An 18,861-nucleotide genomic window follows, 5' to 3' on the forward strand; every position below is an offset into this window, starting at 1 on the left:
CAGGACAGGCCAGGAGCCACCGGAGACACGCCATGGGCGCCCCCGACATCATCAAGCAGCACCTGATCGATCCGGAAATCTGCATCCGCTGCAATACCTGCGAGGACACCTGTCCGATCGATGCCATCACCCACGACGACCGCAACTACGTGGTCAGGGCGGACGTGTGCAACGGCTGCAACGCCTGCCTGTCGCCCTGTCCGACCGGAGCCATCGACAACTGGCGCACCATGCTGCGCGGCCAGGCCTACCCGATCGAGGCGCAACTGCTGTGGGACGAGTTGCCGGCCGAGGTGCCGCTGCCGGAACTGGCCGACCTGGGCGAGGCGCCGCAGGCAACCCTCGGCACCGGCACGGCAAGCGGCGCCGCACCCGACGCCGCCATCCAGTCCGTGGAAACCAGCCGCCACACCTCGCCGCGTGCGCCGTGGTCGGCTGCCCATCCCTATGTGAACCTGCATGGCGTGCGCGCGCCGGTCACGGCGACCGTGGCCGGCAACTACCGGCTGACCGCAGAAGACGCATCCAGTGACATCCACCATATCGTGCTGGATTTCGGCACGCACTTCTTCCCGATCCTGGAAGGCCAGTCGATCGGCATCGTGCCGCCCGGCACGGATGCGTCGGGCAAGCCGCACTACATTCGCATGTACTCGGTGGCCAGCCCGCGCGACGGCGAGCGCCCGGGCTACAACAACCTGGCGCTGACCGTCAAACGGGTCGACCAGGACCACGATGGCAAGCCGGTGCGGGGCGTCGCGTCCAACTACCTGTGCGACCTGGCCAAGGGCGACAGCGTACACGTGGTGGGCCCGTTCGGATCGACCTTCCTGATGCCCAACCATGCCGAGGCCAGCATCATGATGATCTGCACCGGCACGGGCTCAGCCCCGATGCGCGCCATGACCGAGCGCATGCGCCGCAACATGGCGCACTTCGGCGGGCGCCGGCAGCTGTTCTTCGGTGCGCGCAACGCCAACGAACTGCCCTACTTCGGCCCACTGCTGAAGCTGCCCAAGGATTTCCTCGACATCCATTTCGCCTTCTCGCGCGATCCCGCCGCGCCGCGCCGCTACGTGCAGGACGCGATCCGCGAAGCGGCTGACAGCGTCGCCGCGCTGCTGGCCGATCCCAACGGCCATGTCTATATCTGCGGACTGAAGGGCATGGAGGCAGGCGTGCTCGAGGCATTCGAAGCGGTGTGCGCCGGCTCCGGGCACGCGTGGCCCGAGATCGAGGCCGCAATGAAGGCGGAGGGCCGGCTTCATATCGAGACCTACTGACGCCGCCGTAGTTTGCTGGTTTTTCAGCAATCGCTTCCCTTCTGAAAGGCATCGCCTATAATATTTCTGAAGAAACAGGAGTGATGGCGATGCAATCCAGGCGGATTCCGGAAACCGATCCCGCCGGCGGCCCCGACCCCGGCACCACGCTGACCAAGGCGGTGATGCGCGCCGCCGGCTTCCTCGGCATCAGCCAGGCCGTGGTGGCAAGCGTGCTGGGCATCAGCACGGCATCGGTATCGCGCATGGCATCTGGCGGCTATGTGCTCGATGCGCACCGCAAGGAGTGGGAATTCGGCGTGCTGTTCGTGCGCCTGTTCCGATCGCTCGATGCCATCCTGGGCCACGGCGACCAGGCCCGGCTATGGCTGACCAATGAAAACCTGGCGCTGGGCGGCAAGCCCCTTGAAATGATCCGCACAACGGAAGGTCTGGTCCGTGTCGTTCACTACCTGGACGCCACCCGCGGTCGCATCTGAGCGCAGGCAGTTGGCGCTCACGCTGTGGCGGGCGGTGGAGGCCCAGCACGTCGTATCCACCATGCCGCTGGTCGACAGCCTGGAAGAACAGGCTGTGCTGGAAGCCGTGCTCGACGCCGGCAAACCCGCAGTGCCCGCCGAGGCACGCCATCTGCACTACCTGCTGTTCACCCCGTTCCGCTATCCGCCCTCGCCCTGGGGCTCGCGCTTTCGCGCCAGCCAGGATCCGGGCGTGTTCTACGGCGCCAACGAGATCCGCACCGCCTGCGCCGAACTCGGCTACTGGCGTTGGCGCTTCCTCAACGACAGCCCCGCGCTGCCGCGCATCGACGCCCGCGCGCAGACGTTGTTCGAAGTGCGCGTCGATACCTGGGGCGTGGCACTGGACACACCGCCGTTCGACCAGGACCATGCCATCTGGACCGATCCCGACCACCACGAGCCCTGCCAGGCCTTCGGCCGCATCGCGCGCGAGGCCGGCCTAGGCATGATCCGTTACACCTCCGTGCGCGATCCCCGGCATGGCCCCTGCGGCGCGGTGCTGACCCCGCACGCGTTCTCCCACCCGGCGCCGCTGGCCACCACCACCTGGATGCTGACGGTGCGCCGCGACCGCGTGATCTGGCAGCGCGACGACCTGCAGCAACGCGACAGCTTCGAGTTCGAGGCGGCGCTGTGGCAGCGCACAACCGATAGCACTGGCACGGGCTGAACCTCTGCCCCGTGCCGACGATCTAATCGTTATGGCAGGCGGCGATGCGCACCGCGGGAAGGTATTTTTAAACAGGTGTTGCATTGCGCAACCAGATGCCATATAATCTTTTCTTCGACGGACGCGGGGTGGAGCAGTTGGCAGCTCGTCGGGCTCATAACCCGAAGGTCGCAGGTTCAAGTCCTGCCCCCGCAACCAACCGCATGATGCGTATCATGCGGCACCGTCAAAGCAGATAAACCCGCCTCTGGCGGGTTTTTTGTTTTCTGCTGCTCCGGCACTGGCACCCCGATGCTGCCCTCCGTGCAGCACCAGACTGCGTTGACCGATGGTGCCCCACCGCCCCAATCATGCCTGCCGGCCCCCTCTGCGAGGGTGATACACTTTCGCCATTCCTCCCGGACGCCCCTCATGAAATTCTGCTCGAACTGTGGTCATGCGGTCGTGTTGCGCGTGCCTGACGGCGACAACCGCCCGCGCAGTGTTTGCGACAACTGCGGCACCATCCACTACGTCAATCCACGCAACGTCGTTGGCACGATTCCGGTGTGGGAAGACAAGATCCTGCTGTGCAAGCGCGCCATCGAGCCGCGCTACGGTTTCTGGACCCTGCCTGCGGGCTTCATGGAGATTGGCGAAACCACCGCGCAGGCTGCCTCGCGCGAGACGCTGGAAGAAGCCGGCGCGCGCGTGCAGGTCGGAGAACTGTTCTCGATCCTGAACGTGCCGCATGTGCACCAGGTGCATCTTTTCTACCTGGCCACGCTGGACGACCTGGATATCGCCCCCGGCGAGGAAAGCCTGGAGGTCAAGCTGGTCGAAGAGGCCGATGTGCCCTGGGATGAACTGGCGTTCCCCACCGTGATCCACACCCTGCGCTGCTTCTTTGCCGACCGCGCCGCCGGCCGGCTGCAGGACGGCAGCTTCCGGCTGCACAGCCTGGATATCGACAAGCCCATGCGCCCGCTGACCAGCCGGGCCACGGTCACGCCCTGAGCGGCGCGGCCGCCGCGCATCGCCCTACGGCGCAGCCCGCATGATTGCCTGGCTGGACCCGCAAGACCCGTTTCCGCCGGTTGACGAGGCGCTCGGGCCCGATTCCGAAGCCCCCGGCCTGCTGGCGGCCAGCCGCGACCTGTCGCCCCAGCGGCTGCTGCTGGCGTACCGCCAGGGCATCTTCCCGTGGTATTCGAGCGGCCAGCCGGTGCTGTGGTGGAGCACCGATCCGCGCATGGTGCTGGCCCCGCCGGCGCTGCGCGTCTCGCTCAACCTGCGCAAGACCCTGCGCCGCGTGCTGCGCGACGCTGACTGGGAGATCCGCGTCGACGACGACTTCCTGGCGGTGATGCGCGCCTGCGCGACCACCCCGCGCGACGGCCAGGACGGCACCTGGATCACCGACGATATCATTGCCGCGTACGGTACGCTGCACCGCAACGGCATGGCCCATTCGGTCGAAAGCTGGTACCGCGGCGAACGCGTGGGCGGCCTGTATGGGGTGGCGCTGGGGCGGATGTTCTTCGGCGAATCGATGTTCGCGCACCGCACCGATGCCTCAAAGATCGCACTGGCGGCGCTGTGCGCGTTCCTCGGCAATCACGGCGTGGCGATGATAGACTGCCAGCAGGAAACCGACCACTTGGCCTCGCTGGGTGCGCGCCCGATCCCCCGCGCAGAGTTCGTGGCCCATGTGCGGGCGGCGACGGCGCTGCCGGCGATCAGTCCGTGGCGGTTCGACAAATCGGTGCTGGAGCGCTGGGCCGGGACGCCAGCCGCGCCGGCCGGCTGAAACCTGGCACGGGACGCCCCGCTGACTGCGCGTCCGGCCGCATCGTCCCGCCCGGAGCCCCCTGAGTCATGAGCAAGCTGAAGGAACTTCCGCTCTCCGCGCTGCAGTTCTATGCCACGGCGCCCTACGCTTGCAGCTATCTCGACGGCCGCATGGCACGCTCCCAGGTCGCCACCCCGGCGCACCTGATCAATGCCGACGTCTATTCACGCCTGGTGCGCGCCGGCTTTCGCCGCAGCGGCATCTTCACCTACCGGCCGTATTGCGACGAATGCCACGCCTGCACGCCATGCCGCGTGGTGGTGGACCAGTTCGTGCCGGACCGCTCGCAGCGCCGCGCCTGGAGCCGCCACCAGCACCTGCAGGCACTGGTGGCACCGCTGACCTATGTCGAAGAGCATTATTCGCTGTACCTGCTGTACCAGTCGATGCGCCACGCCGGCGGCGGCATGGACCAGGACAGCCGCGACCAGTACGAACAGTTCCTGCTGCAGAGCCGCGTCAACTCGCGCCTGGTGGAATTCCGCGAACCGCCGGGCTCGCCCGAGGCCGGGCGCCTGCGCATGGTCAGCATGATCGACGTGCTCGACGACGGGCTGTCGTCGGTCTACACCTTCTACGATCCGCTCGAACGCAACGCCAGCTACGGCACCTACAACATCCTGTGGCAGATCCGCCAGACGCGCGAGCTGGGCCTGCCGCACCTCTACCTGGGCTACTGGATCGCCGACAGCCGCAAGATGGCCTACAAGGCACGCTTCCGGCCGCTGCAGGTGCTGACCGGCAACCACTGGCATGCGTTCGAGGACGAGGCCGGGGATGCGGCCAGCCCCGCGCCTGCATCCAACCGGGACTAGCCGGGTCGCGGCATCCGGCCGCGCACCGACCGGGTATGCGGCCCAGCCGCTACAATGCGGGGCTGGTATTCACTCTGCCCTGCCCCCCCCGTGCTCAACGCGCTCTACCCCCTGGTTCGCCCCGCCCTGTTCTCGATGGATGCCGAGGACGCCCACCATTTCACGCTGAACAACCTGCTGCGCGCCCATCGCATGGGCCTGGCGGGCTGCATCGGCAACAGGATTGCCGACGACCCGCGCACGGTCATGGGGGTGCGGTTCCCCAACCCGGTCGGCCTGGCCGCGGGGCTGGATAAGGACGGCGCCTATATCGACGGGCTGGCCGCGTTCGGCTTCGGCTTTATCGAGGTGGGCACGGTCACGCCGCGCGCGCAGCCGGGCAACCCGCGCCCGCGCATGTTCCGGCTGCCGCAGGCGGATGCGCTGATCAACCGCATGGGCTTCAACAATGGCGGCGTCGATGCCTTTGTCGCCAATGTGCGGGCCTCGCGCTGGAAGGCCGAGGGCGGCGTGCTGGGGCTGAACATCGGCAAGAACGCCGATACGCCGATCGAGCGCGCCAACGACGACTACCTCTACTGCCTGGAACGCGTCTACCCGCACGCCAGCTACGTGACGGTCAATATCTCGTCGCCCAACACCAAGAACCTGCGCCAGCTGCAAGGCGCGAGCGAGCTGGACAGCCTGCTGTCGACGCTGAAGGATGCGCAGCAGCGCCTGGCCGACCAGCACAAGCGCTACGTGCCGCTGGCGCTGAAGATCGCGCCGGACCTGGATGCCGACCAGATCGGCAATATCGGCGACGCGCTGGTGCGGCACAAGATCGACGGCGTGATCGCCACCAACACCACCATCTCGCGCGAGGCGGTCAAGGGCCTGCCGCATGCCGAGGAAGCCGGAGGCCTGTCCGGCCGCCCGGTGTTCGAGGCCTCGACCCGGGTGGTGCGCGCGCTGCACGGCGTGGTCGGCGACGCGGTGCCGATCATCGGCGTGGGCGGCATCTTCGGCGGCGCCGATGCGCGCGCCAAGATCGACGCCGGCGCGAAGCTGGTGCAGGTCTACAGCGGCCTGATCTACCGCGGCCCGGCGCTGGTGCGCGAGTGCGCCGCGGCGCTGCGCGGCTGAGTCCCTCCTGCGCCAACGACACGCAAACCGCCATGGAAACCATCCGACTCGGCCGCAGCGACCTGCAGGTCTCGCGCATCTGCCTGGGCACCATGACCTTCGGCGAGCAGAACACCGAGGCCGAAGGCCACAGCCAGCTCGACTACGCCTTCGCGCGCGGCATCAATTTCATCGACACGGCCGAGATGTACCCGGTCAAGCCGAGGGCCGGCACCTACGGCCAGACCGAGCGCATTGTCGGCACCTGGCTCAGGCGCCAGCCGCGCGACCGCGTGGTGCTCGCCACGAAGGTGGCCGGCCCGGGCCGCATGCCGTGGATCCGCAATGGCGACGACCTGACGCCGGCTGGCATCCGCGCCGCGGTGGACGAATCGCTGCGCCGGCTACAGACCGACTATATCGACCTGTACCAGATCCACTGGCCGGCGCGGAATGCGCCGATCTTCGGGCAGCTCAGCTTCGATCCTGCCAAGGAGCGCGAGTGCACCTCGATCCAGGCCCAGCTCGAAGTCATGGACGAACTGGTGCGCGCCGGCAAGATCCGCTACGTGGGCGTGTCGAACGAGACCCCGTGGGGCGTGGCCGAATTCGTGCGCCTTGCCGGGCAGCACGGCCTGCCGCGCATCGCCACCGTCCAGAACCCGTACAACCTGGTCAACCGCAGCTTCGAGCAGGGACTGGATGAAGCGTGCTTCCGTACCGATGTCAGCCTGCTGGTGTACAGCCCGCTGGCGTTCGGGCAACTGACCGGCAAATACCTGGCGGGCGATGCGGCCAACCCGGTCTTCAATGCCGAGGCCAAGGGCCGGCTGTCGCGCTTCCCCGCCGACTGGAGCCCGCGCTACATGCGCCCCGAGACCATGGCGGCCTCGGCCCGCTATGTCGAACTGGCGAAAAGCGCCGGCCTCTCCCCTGCCACGCTGGCGCTAGCCTGGTGCTACTCGCGCTGGTTCGCCGCCAGCACCATCGTCGGCGCCACCACGCTGGTCCAGCTCGAGGAAAACCTCGACGCCTGGAACGCGCAATTGCATGAAGACCTGGTCGCCGCAATCGGGGTAATCCACAAGCAAATCATGAATCCCGCGCAATAAAATGCGCCTCGATGGCGGATAGTGGGCGTCTGGCAGCATCCGATGCCCCACTTCCGCATGATGACTGTCCATATCGTGCGCGAGAAATGGTATCCTCGCAGGCTTATCGCTGTCGCATCCGACGCGCCCGCGCACGCTCCCTCCAGCCGCAGGAAGCCGCCGCGCCCGCCCGGACCGGCCCCGTACGCCAGCATGCGCGCGGGCCAGGACGGCGGACCGAACCATCCGCGGCCGTATCCAATCCAGAACCGAGTTTCGGGGGAGAACAGACAATGAAGTCCATCAAGGGTCTCGCAGCAACCAAGTCCATCCTGGGCGGCGCCGTGGCGCTGGCACTGCTGTACGGCGGCGCCGTGCAGGCCCAGACCGTCAAGGTGCTGTCGATCGTCGACCATCCCGCGCTGGACGCCATCCGCGACGGCGTGCGCGCCGAGCTGAAGGCCGCCGGCTATGACGCCGACAAGAGCCTGAAGTGGGAATACCAGAGCGCCCAGGGCAACACCGGCACCGCGGCGCAGATCGCCCGCAAGTTCGTCGGCGACAACCCGAACGCCATCGTTGCCATCGCCACCCCGTCGGCCCAGGCCGTGGTTGCCGCCACCAAGAGCGTGCCGGTGGTGTACTCGGGCGTGACCGATCCGGTCGCCGCGCAGCTGGTCAAGAGCTGGTCGGCCTCGGGCACCAACGTTACCGGCGTGTCAGACAAGCTGCCGCTGGACAAGCAGGTCGCGCTGATCAAGCGCGTGGTGCCCAAGGCCAAGACCGTGGGCATGGTCTACAACCCGGGCGAAGCCAACTCGGTGGTCGTGGTCAAGGAACTGAAGGAGCTGCTGGCCAAGGACGGCCTGACGCTCAAGGAAGCTGCCGCGCCGCGTACCGTTGACATCGGCCCGGCCGCCAAGAGCCTGATCGGCAAGGTCGACGTGATCTACACCAACACCGACAACAACGTGGTGTCGGCGTATGAGTCCCTGGTCAAGGTCGCCAACGAATCCAAGATCCCGCTGGTGGCCGCCGATACCGACAGCGTCAAGCGTGGCGCCGTGGCCGCACTGGGCATCAACTATGGCGACCTCGGCCACCAGACCGGCAAGGTCGTGGTGCGCATCCTGAAGGGCGAGAAGCCGGGCGCGATCGCCTCGCAGACCAGCGACAACCTGGAGCTCTTCGTCAACACGGGCGCCGCCGCCAAGCAAGGCGTCACGCTGTCGCCGGAGCTGGTCAAGGAAGCCAAGACGGTCATCAAGTAAGCAACAGCGAAGCACTGCCCCCTGCCGCCACACGACGGCGGGTGCCCCGTCGGGCCTATCCGGCCCGACGGGACAGAACAGGGCGAGGCGGCCGGCAGCCCCACACAGGCGCGCCGGCCCACCCGCCCCGAAGGCGGCGCCAAGGCAGCCGCCAGCCCCTGCAACAGGATTCCCCCATGTCCCTCTTTTCCCTTCTGGGCGCCCTGGAGATCGGCCTGATCTTCAGCCTGGTGGCGCTCGGGGTGCTGATCTCCTTCCGCATCCTCAACTTTCCCGACCTGACCGTTGATGGCAGCTTTCCGCTCGGCGGCGCCGTCGCCGCGACGCTGATCGCCGCCGGCCAGGACCCGTTCATGGCCACTGCCGTTGCGATCGCTGCCGGCGCGCTGGCAGGCTTCATCACCGGCTGGCTCAATGTGCGCCTGAAGATCATGGACCTGCTCGCCAGTATCCTGATGATGATCGCGCTGTACTCGATCAACCTGCGCATCATGGGCCGCCCCAATGTGCCGCTGATCACCGAGCCCACGCTGTTCACCATCCTGCAGCCCGAATGGCTGCCTGACTACGTGCTGCGCCCGCTGGTGCTGCTCGTGGTGGTGGTGGTGGCCAAGGTCGGCCTGGACTGGTTCTTCAGCTCGCAGCTGGGTCTGGCGATGCGCGCCACCGGCGCCAACCCGCGCATGGCCCGCTCGCAGGGCATCCCCACCGGCCGCGCCACGCTGGCCGGCATGGCACTGTCCAATGCGCTGGTGGCACTGGCCGGCGCGCTGTTCGCGCAGACCCAGGGCGGCTCCGATATCTCCATGGGCATCGGCACCATCGTGATCGGCCTGGCCGCGGTGATCATCGGCGAAACCATCCTGCCGGCACGCCGCCTGATCTGGACCACGCTGGCCGTGGTGCTGGGCGCCATCCTGTACCGCTTCTTCATCGCGCTGGCGCTGAACAGCGACTTCATCGGCCTCAAGGCGCAGGACCTGAACCTGGTGACCGCCGCGCTGGTGACGATCGCGCTGGTGCTGCCGGCGACCCGCAAGAAGCTGTTCGCCCGCAAGAACGGAGGTGCCTGAGATGCTGCGCGCACAAGACCTGAAACTCACCTTCAACCCGGGCACCCCGATCGAGACCCGCGCCTTGCGCGGCCTCAGCCTGGAGATCCCGAGCGGCCAGTTCGTGGCTGTGATCGGCTCCAACGGCGCCGGCAAATCGACCTTCCTGAACGCGATCAGCGGCGACCAGATGGTCGACTCGGGCCGCATCACCATCGATGACACCGACGTCACGCGCCAGCCCGCATGGGACCGCGCCCACCTGGTGGCCCGCGTGTTCCAGGACCCGATGGCCGGCACCTGCGAGGCGCTGACGATCGAGGAGAACATGGCCCTGGCCATGGCCCGCGGCAGCCGCCGCGGCTTCCGCCCGGCGCTGAACCGCACCTCGCGCGAGCTGTTCCGCGAGAAGCTGCGCCTGCTCAACCTGGGCCTGGAAAACCGCCTGACCGACCGCATCGGCCTGCTCTCCGGCGGCCAGCGCCAGGCGGTGAGCCTGCTGATGGCTTCGCTGCAGCCGTCGCGCATCCTGCTGCTGGACGAGCACACCGCCGCGCTGGACCCGAAGACCGCGGCCTTCGTGCTGGAGCTGACCGCGCGCATCGTCGAGGAGAGCAAGCTGACCACGATGATGGTGACGCACAGCATGCGCCAGGCGCTGGACTATGGGCAGCGCACGGTGATGCTGCACCAGGGGCAGGTGGTGCTGGACGTGTCGGGCGACAAGCGCAAGGGCCTGGATGTGCCGGACCTGCTGAAGATGTTTGAGCAGACGCGGCACGAGCAGCTGGATGATGATGCGCTCTTGCTGGGTTGAAGACGGCGGGCAATGAAGACGGGGAGCCAGGCGGCTCCCCTTTTTCATGCCAGTGCGCGACGCTTCAGTCGATAGTGATATGCCGCTGCCGAATCACGCCGGCCCAGCGCGCGCTTTCCTTCTGGATGGTGGTGGCAAGCTGCTGCGGCGTGCCGCCGGCCGCTTCCATCCCCAGCGTTGCCAGCTTTTCCTTCAGCGTCGCATCAGCCAGCACTGCATCAACATGCTGACTGAGCTTGCGCACGATCTCCGCGGGCGTACCGGCCGGGGCCATCAGCGCATACCACGACAACGCCTCGAACTTCGGAAAGCCCTGTTCGGCGATGGTCGGTACATCGGGCAGCACCGCCGAGCGCTTGGCGCTGGCCACACCCAGCGGGCGCAGCTTGCCGGCCTTGATATAGGGCAGCGCCGCCGACATCTGCGCGAACATCATCGTCACCTGGCCGCCGACCACATCGGTCATGGCCGGGCTGATGCCCTTGTACGGCACGTGGTTCAGCTTGACATGGGCATCCAGCTGCAGCAGTTCGCCGGCCAGGTGCGCCTGGCTGCCGGCGCCGGGCGAAGCAAAGCTCAGCTCACCCGGCTTCTGCCCGGCCAGCTTGAGCAGTTCCGCCAGCGATTTGACTGGCGTGGCCGCATTGACCACCAGCACGTTCTCGGCGGTGGCCAGCATCGCCACCGGCGCCAGATCGGCCGGCTTGTATGGCAGGTTCGGCATCAGCGTGGGGTTCACCGCGATATTGCCGACCGGCACCAGCGCCAGCGTATAGCCGTCGGGCGCGGCCTTGGCCACCATGTCGACGCCGATGGTGCCGGCAGCGCCGGCCTTGTTCTCCACCAGCACGCTCTGGCCGGTGGCCTTGGCGATGCCTTCGCCAACCGCGCGGCCGAGCACATCGGCGGGCCCGCCGGCGGCGAACGGCACCACGATGCGCACCGGCTTGGCGGGGTACCCAGGCGGCTGGGCCAGCGCGGGTGCGGCAGCGAGCCACGGGGCGCAGGCCGCGATGCAGGCAAGCATGCAGCGCATGGCCATGCGTCGAAGGACAGGTTTTACGGCGGGCTTCACGGCAGCTTCCACATCAGGTTTCACAGCGGTCTTCATGACGGTTTCCCCTATTTGGCAGTGATCAGGCTTGGCTCCCCCACCGCGCCGGCAGTCTAGTTATCGTGCTTGGCCGTGCCCGGTCCGGCATCGGTCAGCGCAAACCCCGCCTGGTCCGCTTCGCGTGCGAGTTCAGGCAGAACGGCATAGTCGGCCGGTTGCACCGGCGCAAAGCGCGCCAGCCCCAGCATGGACAGCAACGCGGTCCCCGTTGCACCCTCATGCAGCGTCAGCAGCGCGGCACGCACGTACGCGCACTCGTGCGGGTCGGCCTGCGCCGAGGCGACCAGCGGCGGGATCGGCGCGGCCGGGGTCACCTCCAGCGTTTTCAGCCGGCCCGCGAGCCCGGGTTCGAAGCGGCGCAGCAGGTCCAGCACATAGCTATCGACCACTCCCGCCTCGGCGTCCCCGCCGATGACCGCGTCAATGACCTCGCGCGGTGTCGGCGTGGGTGCGGCGGCAGGCCGGTACAGCGCACGGGTGCCGGCCGGCGCCAGCCGCATCAGGTGATGGCGCGGCGCGTTGTAGCCCGAGTTGGACTCAGGCAGCATGCATGCCAGCCGAGCGCCGAAGGTCTGCGCCAGCGCCTGCACCGGCGCGTCAGCACGCACGATGAATTCGCTGAAGTAGACCGGGCGCCCGCCGTAGCGCGCCAGCGCCGGCACCGGCGCGGCCAGCAATTGCGGCGTTACCGGCGCGCTGGCATAGGGATAGCCGCACATGAATACGCAGCCGCAGTCCGGCCGCGCCCACAACGCGTTGACCGGGGCCGGCGCGGGATGTTCGACATACGGCAGGTCCACGCCTGCGCGGTCGGCCACGTGCACCAACAGCGCTCGCCACGCCTGCTCCACCGGCGCGCTGACCGAGTACATGCGGGCGTTGGCGATCATGCGTAGAGCAACCTCTGGCCCAGGCCGCGGCTCTCGGCCTTCTTCAGGATGGCGTGGCCCAGCGCGATATCGCTCAGCGACAGGCCGCGGTGCCAGAACAGGTTGGTCTCGTCGTCGCTCTGGCGGCCCGGCTTGCGCCCGGCGACGATCTCGCCCAGCTCGGCATAGAGCGTCTGTTCCGACAGCTTGCCGGCTTCCACATGCGCGCGCAGCGAGCCGAACATGCCGCCCTTGCACTGGCCCCAGTCATCCACCACCATCCTGGTCATGATGTCGGTCAGCGACAGCTCGACCGCGCTCATGGTGCCGTACGGCACGACAAAGGCGCCGGGCTTGATCCACTCGGTCTTCAGCATCGGCGTCGGCCGCTCCAGGCGCGAAGCCTCGATCACGATATCGGCACCGCGCACGCACGACTCCCAGTCTTCGGTGACGACGATCTTCTTGCCGAGATCGCGCTCCAGCCTCGCGGCGAAGGCATTGCGGCTTTCGGGGCGGCGCGAGTGCACGCGGATCTCGTCGAAGTCGAACAGGCTGTCGAGCAGGCGCACATTCCAGTAGGAGGTGCCGCGCGCGCCGATATGGCCCAGCACCTTGCTGTTGCGGCGCGCCAGATGCTTGGCGCCGAGCGCGGTCAGCGCGCCGGTGCGGGCATCGGTAATGAAGGTGGCATCGATCATCGCCACCGGCATGCCGGTGCGCGGATCGAACAGATTGAGCATCGCCATTTCCGATGGCAGCCCGAGCTTGTAGTTGTCGACGAAGTCGCCGACGATCTTGACGCCTGCCAGCCCCAGCGGCGCCACATAGCCGCGCAACACGTTGAAGTGGCCGTTGAAGGCGGGGTCGGGAATCAGGTGCACGCGTGGCTCGATCACGGTCTGGCCGTTGCCCTGCGCCACCAGCGCCTGCTCGACCGCGTCGAGGATCTCGGCGTCGGTCATTTCCAGGCGCGCGATGTCCTTGCCGTTGATGTAGGTGAGATGGATGTCGCTCATACAGTCTCCTGCCTCCGGGATGGAAAACCCTGCACATCGCTGGTGCGTGCCCTGCGGCGCGCGGCGTGTGTCGATGGAGTTCAGTGTAGGTATGGCGCCATTGACTGTCATATGCTTATATGTCCGCCAGCCTTAACATCAGGTTAATGCCATGAAAATGAACCTGCGCCAGATCGAGGTGTTCCGCGCGGTCATGCTGACCGGCTCGATCAGCGGTGCGTCCAAGCTGCTGTACGTGTCGCAGCCGGCCATCAGCCGGCTGATGTCGCACACCGAGCAACGCCTCGGCCTGGAGTTATTCCGCCGCACCAAGGGGCGCCTCTACCCTACGCCGGAAGCGCGGCGCCTGCTGGGCGAGGTGAATGCGGTCTACGAAGGGATCGAGCGCGTCAACGAGATCGCCGAGGACCTCGCGGCCAACCGCACCGGCAGCCTGCGCCTCACATGCAGCCCCAACCTGGGCCAGACCGTGCTGCCGCGCGCCATCGCGAGCTTTCGCGCCGCGCACCCGGCGGTGCGCGTGGTGGTGCGAACGCAGATCCCCGGCAATATGCTGCGCGCGTTACTGTCGGGACAGGTGGACCTGGCCGTGTCGAACATGCCGCTGGTGCACCCCAACCTGGAGGCGCGCCTGCTGGTAAAGAACGCGATCGTGGCACTGGTGCCGGTGGATCACCGGCTGGCCACGCGGACTTGGGTGCGCCCGGCCGAGCTGGTCGGAGAAGACCTGATCGGCTACGGACCGGACGTCCCGTTCGGATTGCTGGTCCGCGAGATGTTCGGCAGCGAGGGCAACCAGCCCGATATGCGGGTGCAGGTGGAGCAGGCGCACGTGGCGCGCGCGCTGGCGCAGGCCGGCGCCGGCATCGCGCTGGTCGATGCCATGACCGTGTTCGGCCAGAGCTGGCCCAATATCGTTGCGGTGCCGATACGCACCAAGGTCAATGCCTCGGTGCAGATCTTCCATGTGCAGACCGAACCGCTGTCGCGGCTGTCGCTGGAATTCGTGGATACGCTGACGGGGATGATGAAGGGCTAGTGGTTCTTTACTGAAGCCTCAGACCGTTGCCGCCTTGTCCAGCCAGCGCGTCAGCTGGTCCGTCACCGCCGAACTCGAAAACGAGCAGCTATCCTGCGCGAACACTGCCGACATCTCGAGCCGGCGCAGCAGCTCTTCCATCGCCTGCCCGTAGACCGGCGGCAGCGCCAGCCCGGTACCGGCTTCGCGCCATGCGCGCACCAGGTCGCCAGCGGGCATCGATCCGGCCAGGTGCTGGTCCAGTGCGGCACGCATGCGCGCCAGTGCTTCGTTGTTGGTGGCGCTCATAAACGTGCCCTCCTTTCCTTGTACAGTTCGCGGAACGTGCGGCCCGACGGGGCCGGCATGTCGCGGGTTTCGGTCCAGCCCTTGCCCGCCATCGGCAGGCTGGCAATCAGCTTGTTGCTGCCACCCATGCGGCCCAGCAGCCAGGCGCCGATGCGGGTGGCAAAGGCATACAGCTCCGGGCGTTTGGCGACGTAGCCCCACGCCTGCAGCGCGAAGCGCTCCTGCCATGGGCGCAGCCCGCGCTCCATCTGCTTCTCGCGCAGCTTGCGCAGCAGGTCCGACAGCGGGATCGATGCCGGGCACACGCGGTTGCACTCGCCGCACATGGTCGCCGCCTGCGGCAGGTCGATCGCATTGGCCAGGCCGACGTAGCTGGGCGTCAGCACGCTGCCCATCGGGCCCGGATAGACCCAGCCATAGGCATGGCCGCCGATCTTCTGGTACACCGGGCAATGATTCATGCAGGCGCCGCAGCGGATGCAGCGCAGCATCTCCTGGAAGTCGCCGCCGATCAGCCCGGTGCGGCCGCCATCGACCAGCACGAAGTACATATGCTCGGGGCCGTCGCGCTCGCCCTCGGCGCGCGGGCCGGTCAGCAGCGAGAAGTAGTTCGAGATGGCCTGGCCGGTGGCCGAGCGCGGCAGCAGGCGCATCACGGTGGCCAGGTCTTCCAGCGTCGGCAGCACCTTTTCGATGCCGGTCACGGCCACGTGCACGCGCGGCATCACCGTGCACATGCCTTCGTTGCCCTCATTGGTGACCACCGCCACCGAGCCGGTCTCGGCAATGATGAAGTTGCCGCCGGTGACGCCCATGTCGGCGCTCAGGAACTCGGGCCGCAGCACTTCGCGCGCCTCGCGCGTCATCTCCGGGATCTCGGTCAGCCGCGGCTTGTGGTGGACGCGGGCGAACAGGTCGGCGATCTCGTCCTTGTCCTTGTGCACCACCGGCGCAATGATGTGCGACGGCGGTTCCGAGTCGTTGATCTGCAGGATGTATTCGCCCAGGTCGGTCTCGATGCTCTGCACGCCCATCTCGCCCAGCACCTGGTTCAGGCGCATTTCCTCGGTCACCATGGACTTGCTCTTGATGACCTTCTTCACGCCGTGCTTCTGCGCGATCTCGGCGACAAGGCGTGCAGCGTCGGCGGTGGTCTCGGCAAACAGCACGGTCGCACCGCGCTTGCGCGCGTTCTCTTCGAAGGTGGCGAGCCAGACGTCGAGGTTTTCCAGCGCGCGGTTGCGGCGCTCTTTCAGGGCCTCGCGCGTGGCGTCGAAGTCGATATCGCGGATCGCGTCGGCGCGGGCCGTGACGAACTTGGTCGAAAGCTTCTTCAGGTTCTGCTGCAGGCGCTGGTCGGCCAGCTTCTGGCCGGCGCGCGCCTTGAATTCCATGCTGTGGACTTGCATCGTGGCGATTCCCCGGATTTCAGCGGATGTCAGGCGTCGCCCGCCAGCACCTGGGCGATATGCAGCACGCGCGTGCTGCTGTCGCCGGTGCGGCGCAGGCGGCCTTCGATATTGAGGATGCAGCCCAGGTCGCCCAGCACCACCGTATCGGCGCCGCTGGCCTTGATGTTGGCGCACTTCTCGTCGACGATCGCGGTCGAGATATTGCCGTACTTGACCGAGAAGGTGCCGCCAAAACCGCAGCAGGCTTCGCAATCCTTCATTTCGGTCAGCTGCACGCCCGGCAGCCGCGACAGCAGCTCGCGCGGCTGCTGCTTGACGCCCAGCTCGCGCAGGCCGGAACAGGAGTCGTGATAGGTGACATGGCCCGAGAACGACGACGGCAGCGTCTGCACCCTGGCCACGTTGACCAGGAAATCGGTCAGCTCGAACACGCGTTCGCGCAGGCGCTCGTAGCGGCCGTTGAGTTCGGGATCGTTGTGCAGCAGGTCGCCGTAGTGCTGGCGGATCATGCCGCCGCAGCTGCCCGACGGCACCACGATGTAGTCGAACATCTCGAACTCGCGCAGGAATTTCTCCGCCAGGTCGCGCGACACCGCGCGCTCGCCCGAGTTGTAGGCCGGCTGGCCGCAGCAGGTCTGCGCCTCGGGCACCATGACCTCGTAGCCGGCGGCTTCCAGCAGCTTGAGCACCGAAAACCCGATTTCCGGACGCATCAGGTCCACCAGACAGGTGGCGAACAGACCAACTCGCATTGTCGACTTCTCCAGACCCCGAAACCCCGCAATTATGCGCGTTTGCGTCGCGCGTGGCGCACAAACCGTTCAGCAAGGGCGTGAATCCGGTGCAATGCACATCACTTCCGGTGAGCAACATCACCAGCCGTTTCTTACGGTAATGTCATTTCACCTATTGAAATTTTCACAATGCGAGATAGAATCGGGCAGACGCTTAAAAATGCCGCAAGCAACATTTCTCTTTTTTCCATCTATGTCCGACGCAGACAAGTCACCCGGCAAGACGTCCATCCAGGTCATCGAGCGCATGATGACCCTGCTGGACGCGCTCGCGCAGCACGCTGACCCGGTCAGCCTGAAAGAGCTGTCACTGGCCACGGGGCTGCATCCCTCCACCGCCCACCGCATCCTCAACGACATGGTGGCCTGCCGCTTTGTCGACCGTTCCGATCCCGGCAGCTACCGGCTCGGCATGCGGCTGCTGGAACTGGGCAACCTGGTCAAGGCACGCCTGTCCGTGCGCGACGCGGCGCTGGCGCCGATGCGCGCGCTGCACCGCGTCACCGGCCAGACCGTGAACCTGTCGGTGCGCCAGGGCGACGAGATCGTCTACATCGAGCGCGCCTACAGCGAGCGCTCGGGCATGCAGGTGGTGCGCGCCATCGGCGGCCGCGCGCCGCTGCACCTGACCTCGGTCGGCAAGCTGTTCCTGGCAGCGGACGAAGCCGCGCGCGTACGCAACTACGCCACCCGCACCGGGCTGGCCGGACATACCCGCACCTCGATCACCGACCTGACCAAGCTCGAGCGGGAGCTCAGCTGGGTGCGCTCCAACGGCTATGCGCGCGACAACGAAGAGCTGGAACTGGGCGTGCGCTGCATTGCCGCCGGCATCTATGACGACTCGCGCCGGCTGGTGGCCGGGCTGTCGCTGTCGGCACCGGCCGACCGGCTGCAGGACAGCTGGCTGCAAAACCTGAAGGACACGGCGCTGCAGATCTCGCGCGGCATGGGCTACGTGACCGAAGCCGCCGCCTGAAGGCCGAATCGCCAGCCGCCGCCAACGCGCGGGCTGCCATCATGGCAGTCCGCGCGTTTTGCTTTGGGACTGCGGTCGTCTCAATCCCATGGTTTACCCTTAGTTTTCAGATAACCAGAAAACCATATAATTGGCACCCATGCGAACCCGTGCCGTCACCCTCACCGAACAGGTCACCCGCCAGCTGCGCGCCGATATCGAAAGCGGCGCCTACCCGGTCGGCAGCCGGTTGCCGACCGGCAGGCAGCTGTCCGAGCAGTACGGCGTCAGCGCCGCGGTGATCCGCGAAGTCACCGAGCACCTGCGTTCGCAGGGCTTCGTCGAGTCACGCCAGGGCGTCGGCTGCACGGTGCGCTCGCGTACCGGCTCGGCGGGATTCCAGCTGCCGCGCGAACCCGATATCGACGCCAGCGGGCTGGCCGACCTGTACGACCTGCGCATCGACCTGGAAGGCGCCGCCGCGGCGCTGGCCGCCGTGCGCCGCACCGATGAGGACGTGGCCGCACTGAGTGCACTGCTGCAGCGGCTGCGCGCTCATCTCTATGACCCGCAGCCGGCCGCCGATATCGACGCCGCCTTCCATATCGGCATTGCCGCCGCCACGCACAACCCCTACTACCGCCAGCTGCTGCAGTACCTGAACCTGCAGCTGCACCAGGCCGTGGCCACCGCGCGCGCCAATACGCTGCGCCAGGCAGGCCTGGCCGAGACCGTGCATGCCGAGCATGAAGCGATCGTCGATGCCATCCGCCGTGGCGATGCCGCGGCAGCCCGCGCGGCCGCGGTGACGCACCTGCAATGCGCGGCGCGCCGGCTTGGCTTGGTGCTGCGCACGCGCGCCGATGAAGCGTCGACAGCGCGCGTAGCCAGCTCCCCTTCCCTTTCCTGAGAC

The 18,861-nt window shown here is 67.2% G+C and carries 20 protein-coding genes and 1 tRNA gene; 15 read left to right on the forward strand and 6 right to left on the reverse strand.

Annotated elements, in window-relative coordinates; all coding sequences use genetic code 11:
- The first annotated feature begins 32 nt into the window (after positions 1 to 32).
- The 12 genes from boxA to AC1Q6V_RS14575 all read left to right on the forward strand — a co-directional run bounded on the left by boxA (position 33) and on the right by AC1Q6V_RS14575 (position 10,455).
- On the forward strand, positions 33 to 1,283 hold the full coding sequence (boxA, locus tag AC1Q6V_RS14520) for a benzoyl-CoA 2,3-epoxidase subunit BoxA (RefSeq protein WP_011615060.1): 1,251 nt from the start codon (positions 33 to 35) through the stop codon (positions 1,281 to 1,283).
- Positions 1,284 to 1,372: 89 nt separating this feature from the next.
- On the forward strand, positions 1,373 to 1,762 hold the full coding sequence (locus tag AC1Q6V_RS14525) for an MbcA/ParS/Xre antitoxin family protein (RefSeq protein ID WP_035815700.1): 390 nt from the start codon (positions 1,373 to 1,375) through the stop codon (positions 1,760 to 1,762).
- Complete coding sequence (locus AC1Q6V_RS14530) at positions 1,722 to 2,474, forward strand: RES family NAD+ phosphorylase (RefSeq protein WP_454749956.1); 753 nt, start codon at positions 1,722 to 1,724, stop codon at positions 2,472 to 2,474. Before AC1Q6V_RS14525 ends, AC1Q6V_RS14530 begins: the two co-directional genes overlap by 41 nt.
- A 122-nt stretch (positions 2,475 to 2,596) precedes the next feature.
- Positions 2,597 to 2,672, forward strand: a tRNA-Met gene (locus tag AC1Q6V_RS14535).
- A 213-nt stretch (positions 2,673 to 2,885) separates the two neighbouring features.
- Positions 2,886 to 3,470, forward strand: coding sequence for an NUDIX hydrolase (locus AC1Q6V_RS14540; RefSeq protein WP_011615057.1), 585 nt, complete (start codon positions 2,886 to 2,888; stop codon positions 3,468 to 3,470).
- 40 nt (positions 3,471 to 3,510) lie between these two features.
- Positions 3,511 to 4,263 carry a leucyl/phenylalanyl-tRNA--protein transferase gene (gene aat, locus AC1Q6V_RS14545; protein WP_011615056.1) on the forward strand — a complete coding sequence of 251 codons (753 nt, stop codon included), beginning with the start codon at positions 3,511 to 3,513 and terminating at the stop codon, positions 4,261 to 4,263.
- A gap of 68 nt (positions 4,264 to 4,331) precedes the next feature.
- Complete coding sequence (locus AC1Q6V_RS14550) at positions 4,332 to 5,120, forward strand: arginyltransferase (RefSeq protein WP_011615055.1); 789 nt, start codon at positions 4,332 to 4,334, stop codon at positions 5,118 to 5,120.
- Positions 5,121 to 5,210: 90 nt separating this feature from the next.
- Positions 5,211 to 6,245 (forward strand): quinone-dependent dihydroorotate dehydrogenase, encoded by a 1,035-nt coding sequence (locus tag AC1Q6V_RS14555; protein ID WP_011615054.1) that lies wholly within the window; start codon positions 5,211 to 5,213, stop codon positions 6,243 to 6,245.
- 32 nt (positions 6,246 to 6,277) lie between these two features.
- Positions 6,278 to 7,336, forward strand: coding sequence for an aldo/keto reductase (locus tag AC1Q6V_RS14560; RefSeq protein ID WP_011615053.1), 1,059 nt, complete (start codon positions 6,278 to 6,280; stop codon positions 7,334 to 7,336).
- Positions 7,337 to 7,608: 272 nt separating this feature from the next.
- Positions 7,609 to 8,586 (forward strand): ABC transporter substrate-binding protein, encoded by a 978-nt coding sequence (locus tag AC1Q6V_RS14565; protein WP_035815710.1) that lies wholly within the window; start codon positions 7,609 to 7,611, stop codon positions 8,584 to 8,586.
- 176 nt (positions 8,587 to 8,762) lie between these two features.
- Positions 8,763 to 9,659: an ABC transporter permease gene (locus AC1Q6V_RS14570; protein WP_011615051.1), complete on the forward strand. Its 897-nt coding sequence runs from the start codon at positions 8,763 to 8,765 to the stop codon at positions 9,657 to 9,659.
- 1 nt (position 9,660) lies between these two features.
- Positions 9,661 to 10,455, forward strand: a complete 795-nt coding sequence (locus tag AC1Q6V_RS14575; RefSeq protein ID WP_011615050.1) for an ABC transporter ATP-binding protein — start codon at positions 9,661 to 9,663, stop codon at positions 10,453 to 10,455.
- A gap of 64 nt (positions 10,456 to 10,519) precedes the next feature.
- Here AC1Q6V_RS14575 and AC1Q6V_RS14580 read toward each other — a convergent pair whose 3' ends face one another.
- From AC1Q6V_RS14580 to AC1Q6V_RS14590, 3 genes are read right to left on the reverse strand one after another with little or no spacing between them, the layout of a single operon-like run.
- Entirely contained in the window at positions 10,520 to 11,566 is a 1,047-nt protein-coding gene (locus AC1Q6V_RS14580; protein ID WP_011615049.1) for a tripartite tricarboxylate transporter substrate binding protein, read from the reverse strand.
- A 56-nt stretch (positions 11,567 to 11,622) separates the two neighbouring features.
- A complete protein-coding gene (locus tag AC1Q6V_RS14585) occupies positions 11,623 to 12,459 on the reverse strand; it encodes a phosphate/phosphite/phosphonate ABC transporter substrate-binding protein (protein WP_011615048.1) in 837 nt (278 codons plus the stop codon).
- Positions 12,456 to 13,457: an ornithine cyclodeaminase family protein gene (locus tag AC1Q6V_RS14590; protein ID WP_011615047.1), complete on the reverse strand. Its 1,002-nt coding sequence runs from the start codon at positions 13,455 to 13,457 to the stop codon at positions 12,456 to 12,458. Before AC1Q6V_RS14590 ends, AC1Q6V_RS14585 begins: the two co-directional genes overlap by 4 nt.
- 151 nt (positions 13,458 to 13,608) lie before the next feature.
- Here AC1Q6V_RS14590 and AC1Q6V_RS14595 point away from each other — a divergent pair, with 151 nt between their 5' ends.
- A complete protein-coding gene (locus tag AC1Q6V_RS14595; protein ID WP_011615046.1) occupies positions 13,609 to 14,496 on the forward strand; it encodes a LysR substrate-binding domain-containing protein in 888 nt (295 codons plus the stop codon).
- Positions 14,497 to 14,514: 18 nt separating this feature from the next.
- On the opposite strand, the gene AC1Q6V_RS14600 is transcribed toward AC1Q6V_RS14595, so the two are convergent.
- From AC1Q6V_RS14600 to AC1Q6V_RS14610, 3 genes are read right to left on the reverse strand one after another with little or no spacing between them, the layout of a single operon-like run.
- Entirely contained in the window at positions 14,515 to 14,784 is a 270-nt protein-coding gene (locus AC1Q6V_RS14600) for a hypothetical protein (RefSeq protein ID WP_058698886.1), read from the reverse strand.
- The gene (locus tag AC1Q6V_RS14605; RefSeq protein WP_454751242.1) at positions 14,781 to 16,193 is read right to left on the reverse strand and encodes a LutB/LldF family L-lactate oxidation iron-sulfur protein; all 1,413 of its coding nucleotides are present in this window, start codon (positions 16,191 to 16,193) and stop codon (positions 14,781 to 14,783) included. The genes AC1Q6V_RS14600 and AC1Q6V_RS14605 overlap by 4 nt, the downstream gene beginning before the upstream one ends.
- A gap of 29 nt (positions 16,194 to 16,222) precedes the next feature.
- Positions 16,223 to 16,948 carry a (Fe-S)-binding protein gene (locus AC1Q6V_RS14610; protein ID WP_011615043.1) on the reverse strand — a complete coding sequence of 242 codons (726 nt, stop codon included), beginning with the start codon at positions 16,946 to 16,948 and terminating at the stop codon, positions 16,223 to 16,225.
- Between the two features lie 235 nt (positions 16,949 to 17,183).
- On the opposite strand from AC1Q6V_RS14610, the gene AC1Q6V_RS14615 reads away from it, so the two are divergent.
- Entirely contained in the window at positions 17,184 to 17,969 is a 786-nt protein-coding gene (locus AC1Q6V_RS14615) for an IclR family transcriptional regulator (RefSeq protein ID WP_013956405.1), read from the forward strand.
- A 139-nt stretch (positions 17,970 to 18,108) separates the two neighbouring features.
- Positions 18,109 to 18,858 (forward strand): FadR/GntR family transcriptional regulator, encoded by a 750-nt coding sequence (locus tag AC1Q6V_RS14620; protein ID WP_011615041.1) that lies wholly within the window; start codon positions 18,109 to 18,111, stop codon positions 18,856 to 18,858.
- Positions 18,859 to 18,861: the final 3 nt, after the last annotated feature.

It is taken from the genome of Cupriavidus sp. GW823-FHT07B10, from assembly GCF_058794355.1.

Excerpts from the sequence above, each read along its gene's own strand:
- boxA (WP_011615060.1), top strand. The coding sequence starts at position 33 with ATGGGCGCCCCCGACATCATCAAGCAGCACCTGATCGATCCGGAAATC.
- AC1Q6V_RS14525 (WP_035815700.1), top strand. The coding sequence starts at position 1,373 with ATGCAATCCAGGCGGATTCCGGAAACCGATCCCGCCGGCGGCCCCGAC.
- AC1Q6V_RS14540 (WP_011615057.1), top strand. The coding sequence starts at position 2,886 with ATGAAATTCTGCTCGAACTGTGGTCATGCGGTCGTGTTGCGCGTGCCT.
- aat (WP_011615056.1), top strand. The coding sequence starts at position 3,511 with ATGATTGCCTGGCTGGACCCGCAAGACCCGTTTCCGCCGGTTGACGAG.
- AC1Q6V_RS14550 (WP_011615055.1), top strand. The coding sequence starts at position 4,332 with ATGAGCAAGCTGAAGGAACTTCCGCTCTCCGCGCTGCAGTTCTATGCC.
- AC1Q6V_RS14560 (WP_011615053.1), top strand. The coding sequence starts at position 6,278 with ATGGAAACCATCCGACTCGGCCGCAGCGACCTGCAGGTCTCGCGCATC.
- AC1Q6V_RS14565 (WP_035815710.1), top strand. The coding sequence starts at position 7,609 with ATGAAGTCCATCAAGGGTCTCGCAGCAACCAAGTCCATCCTGGGCGGC.
- AC1Q6V_RS14570 (WP_011615051.1), top strand. The coding sequence starts at position 8,763 with ATGTCCCTCTTTTCCCTTCTGGGCGCCCTGGAGATCGGCCTGATCTTC.
- AC1Q6V_RS14575 (WP_011615050.1), top strand. The coding sequence starts at position 9,661 with ATGCTGCGCGCACAAGACCTGAAACTCACCTTCAACCCGGGCACCCCG.
- AC1Q6V_RS14580 (WP_011615049.1), bottom strand. The coding sequence starts at position 11,566 with ATGAAGACCGCTGTGAAACCTGATGTGGAAGCTGCCGTGAAGCCCGCC.
- AC1Q6V_RS14585 (WP_011615048.1), bottom strand. The coding sequence starts at position 12,459 with ATGATCGCCAACGCCCGCATGTACTCGGTCAGCGCGCCGGTGGAGCAG.
- AC1Q6V_RS14590 (WP_011615047.1), bottom strand. The coding sequence starts at position 13,457 with ATGAGCGACATCCATCTCACCTACATCAACGGCAAGGACATCGCGCGC.
- AC1Q6V_RS14595 (WP_011615046.1), top strand. The coding sequence starts at position 13,609 with ATGAAAATGAACCTGCGCCAGATCGAGGTGTTCCGCGCGGTCATGCTG.
- AC1Q6V_RS14600 (WP_058698886.1), bottom strand. The coding sequence starts at position 14,784 with ATGAGCGCCACCAACAACGAAGCACTGGCGCGCATGCGTGCCGCACTG.
- AC1Q6V_RS14605 (WP_454751242.1), bottom strand. The coding sequence starts at position 16,193 with ATGCAAGTCCACAGCATGGAATTCAAGGCGCGCGCCGGCCAGAAGCTG.
- AC1Q6V_RS14610 (WP_011615043.1), bottom strand. The coding sequence starts at position 16,948 with ATGCGAGTTGGTCTGTTCGCCACCTGTCTGGTGGACCTGATGCGTCCG.
- AC1Q6V_RS14615 (WP_013956405.1), top strand. The coding sequence starts at position 17,184 with ATGTCCGACGCAGACAAGTCACCCGGCAAGACGTCCATCCAGGTCATC.
- AC1Q6V_RS14620 (WP_011615041.1), top strand. The coding sequence starts at position 18,109 with ATGCGAACCCGTGCCGTCACCCTCACCGAACAGGTCACCCGCCAGCTG.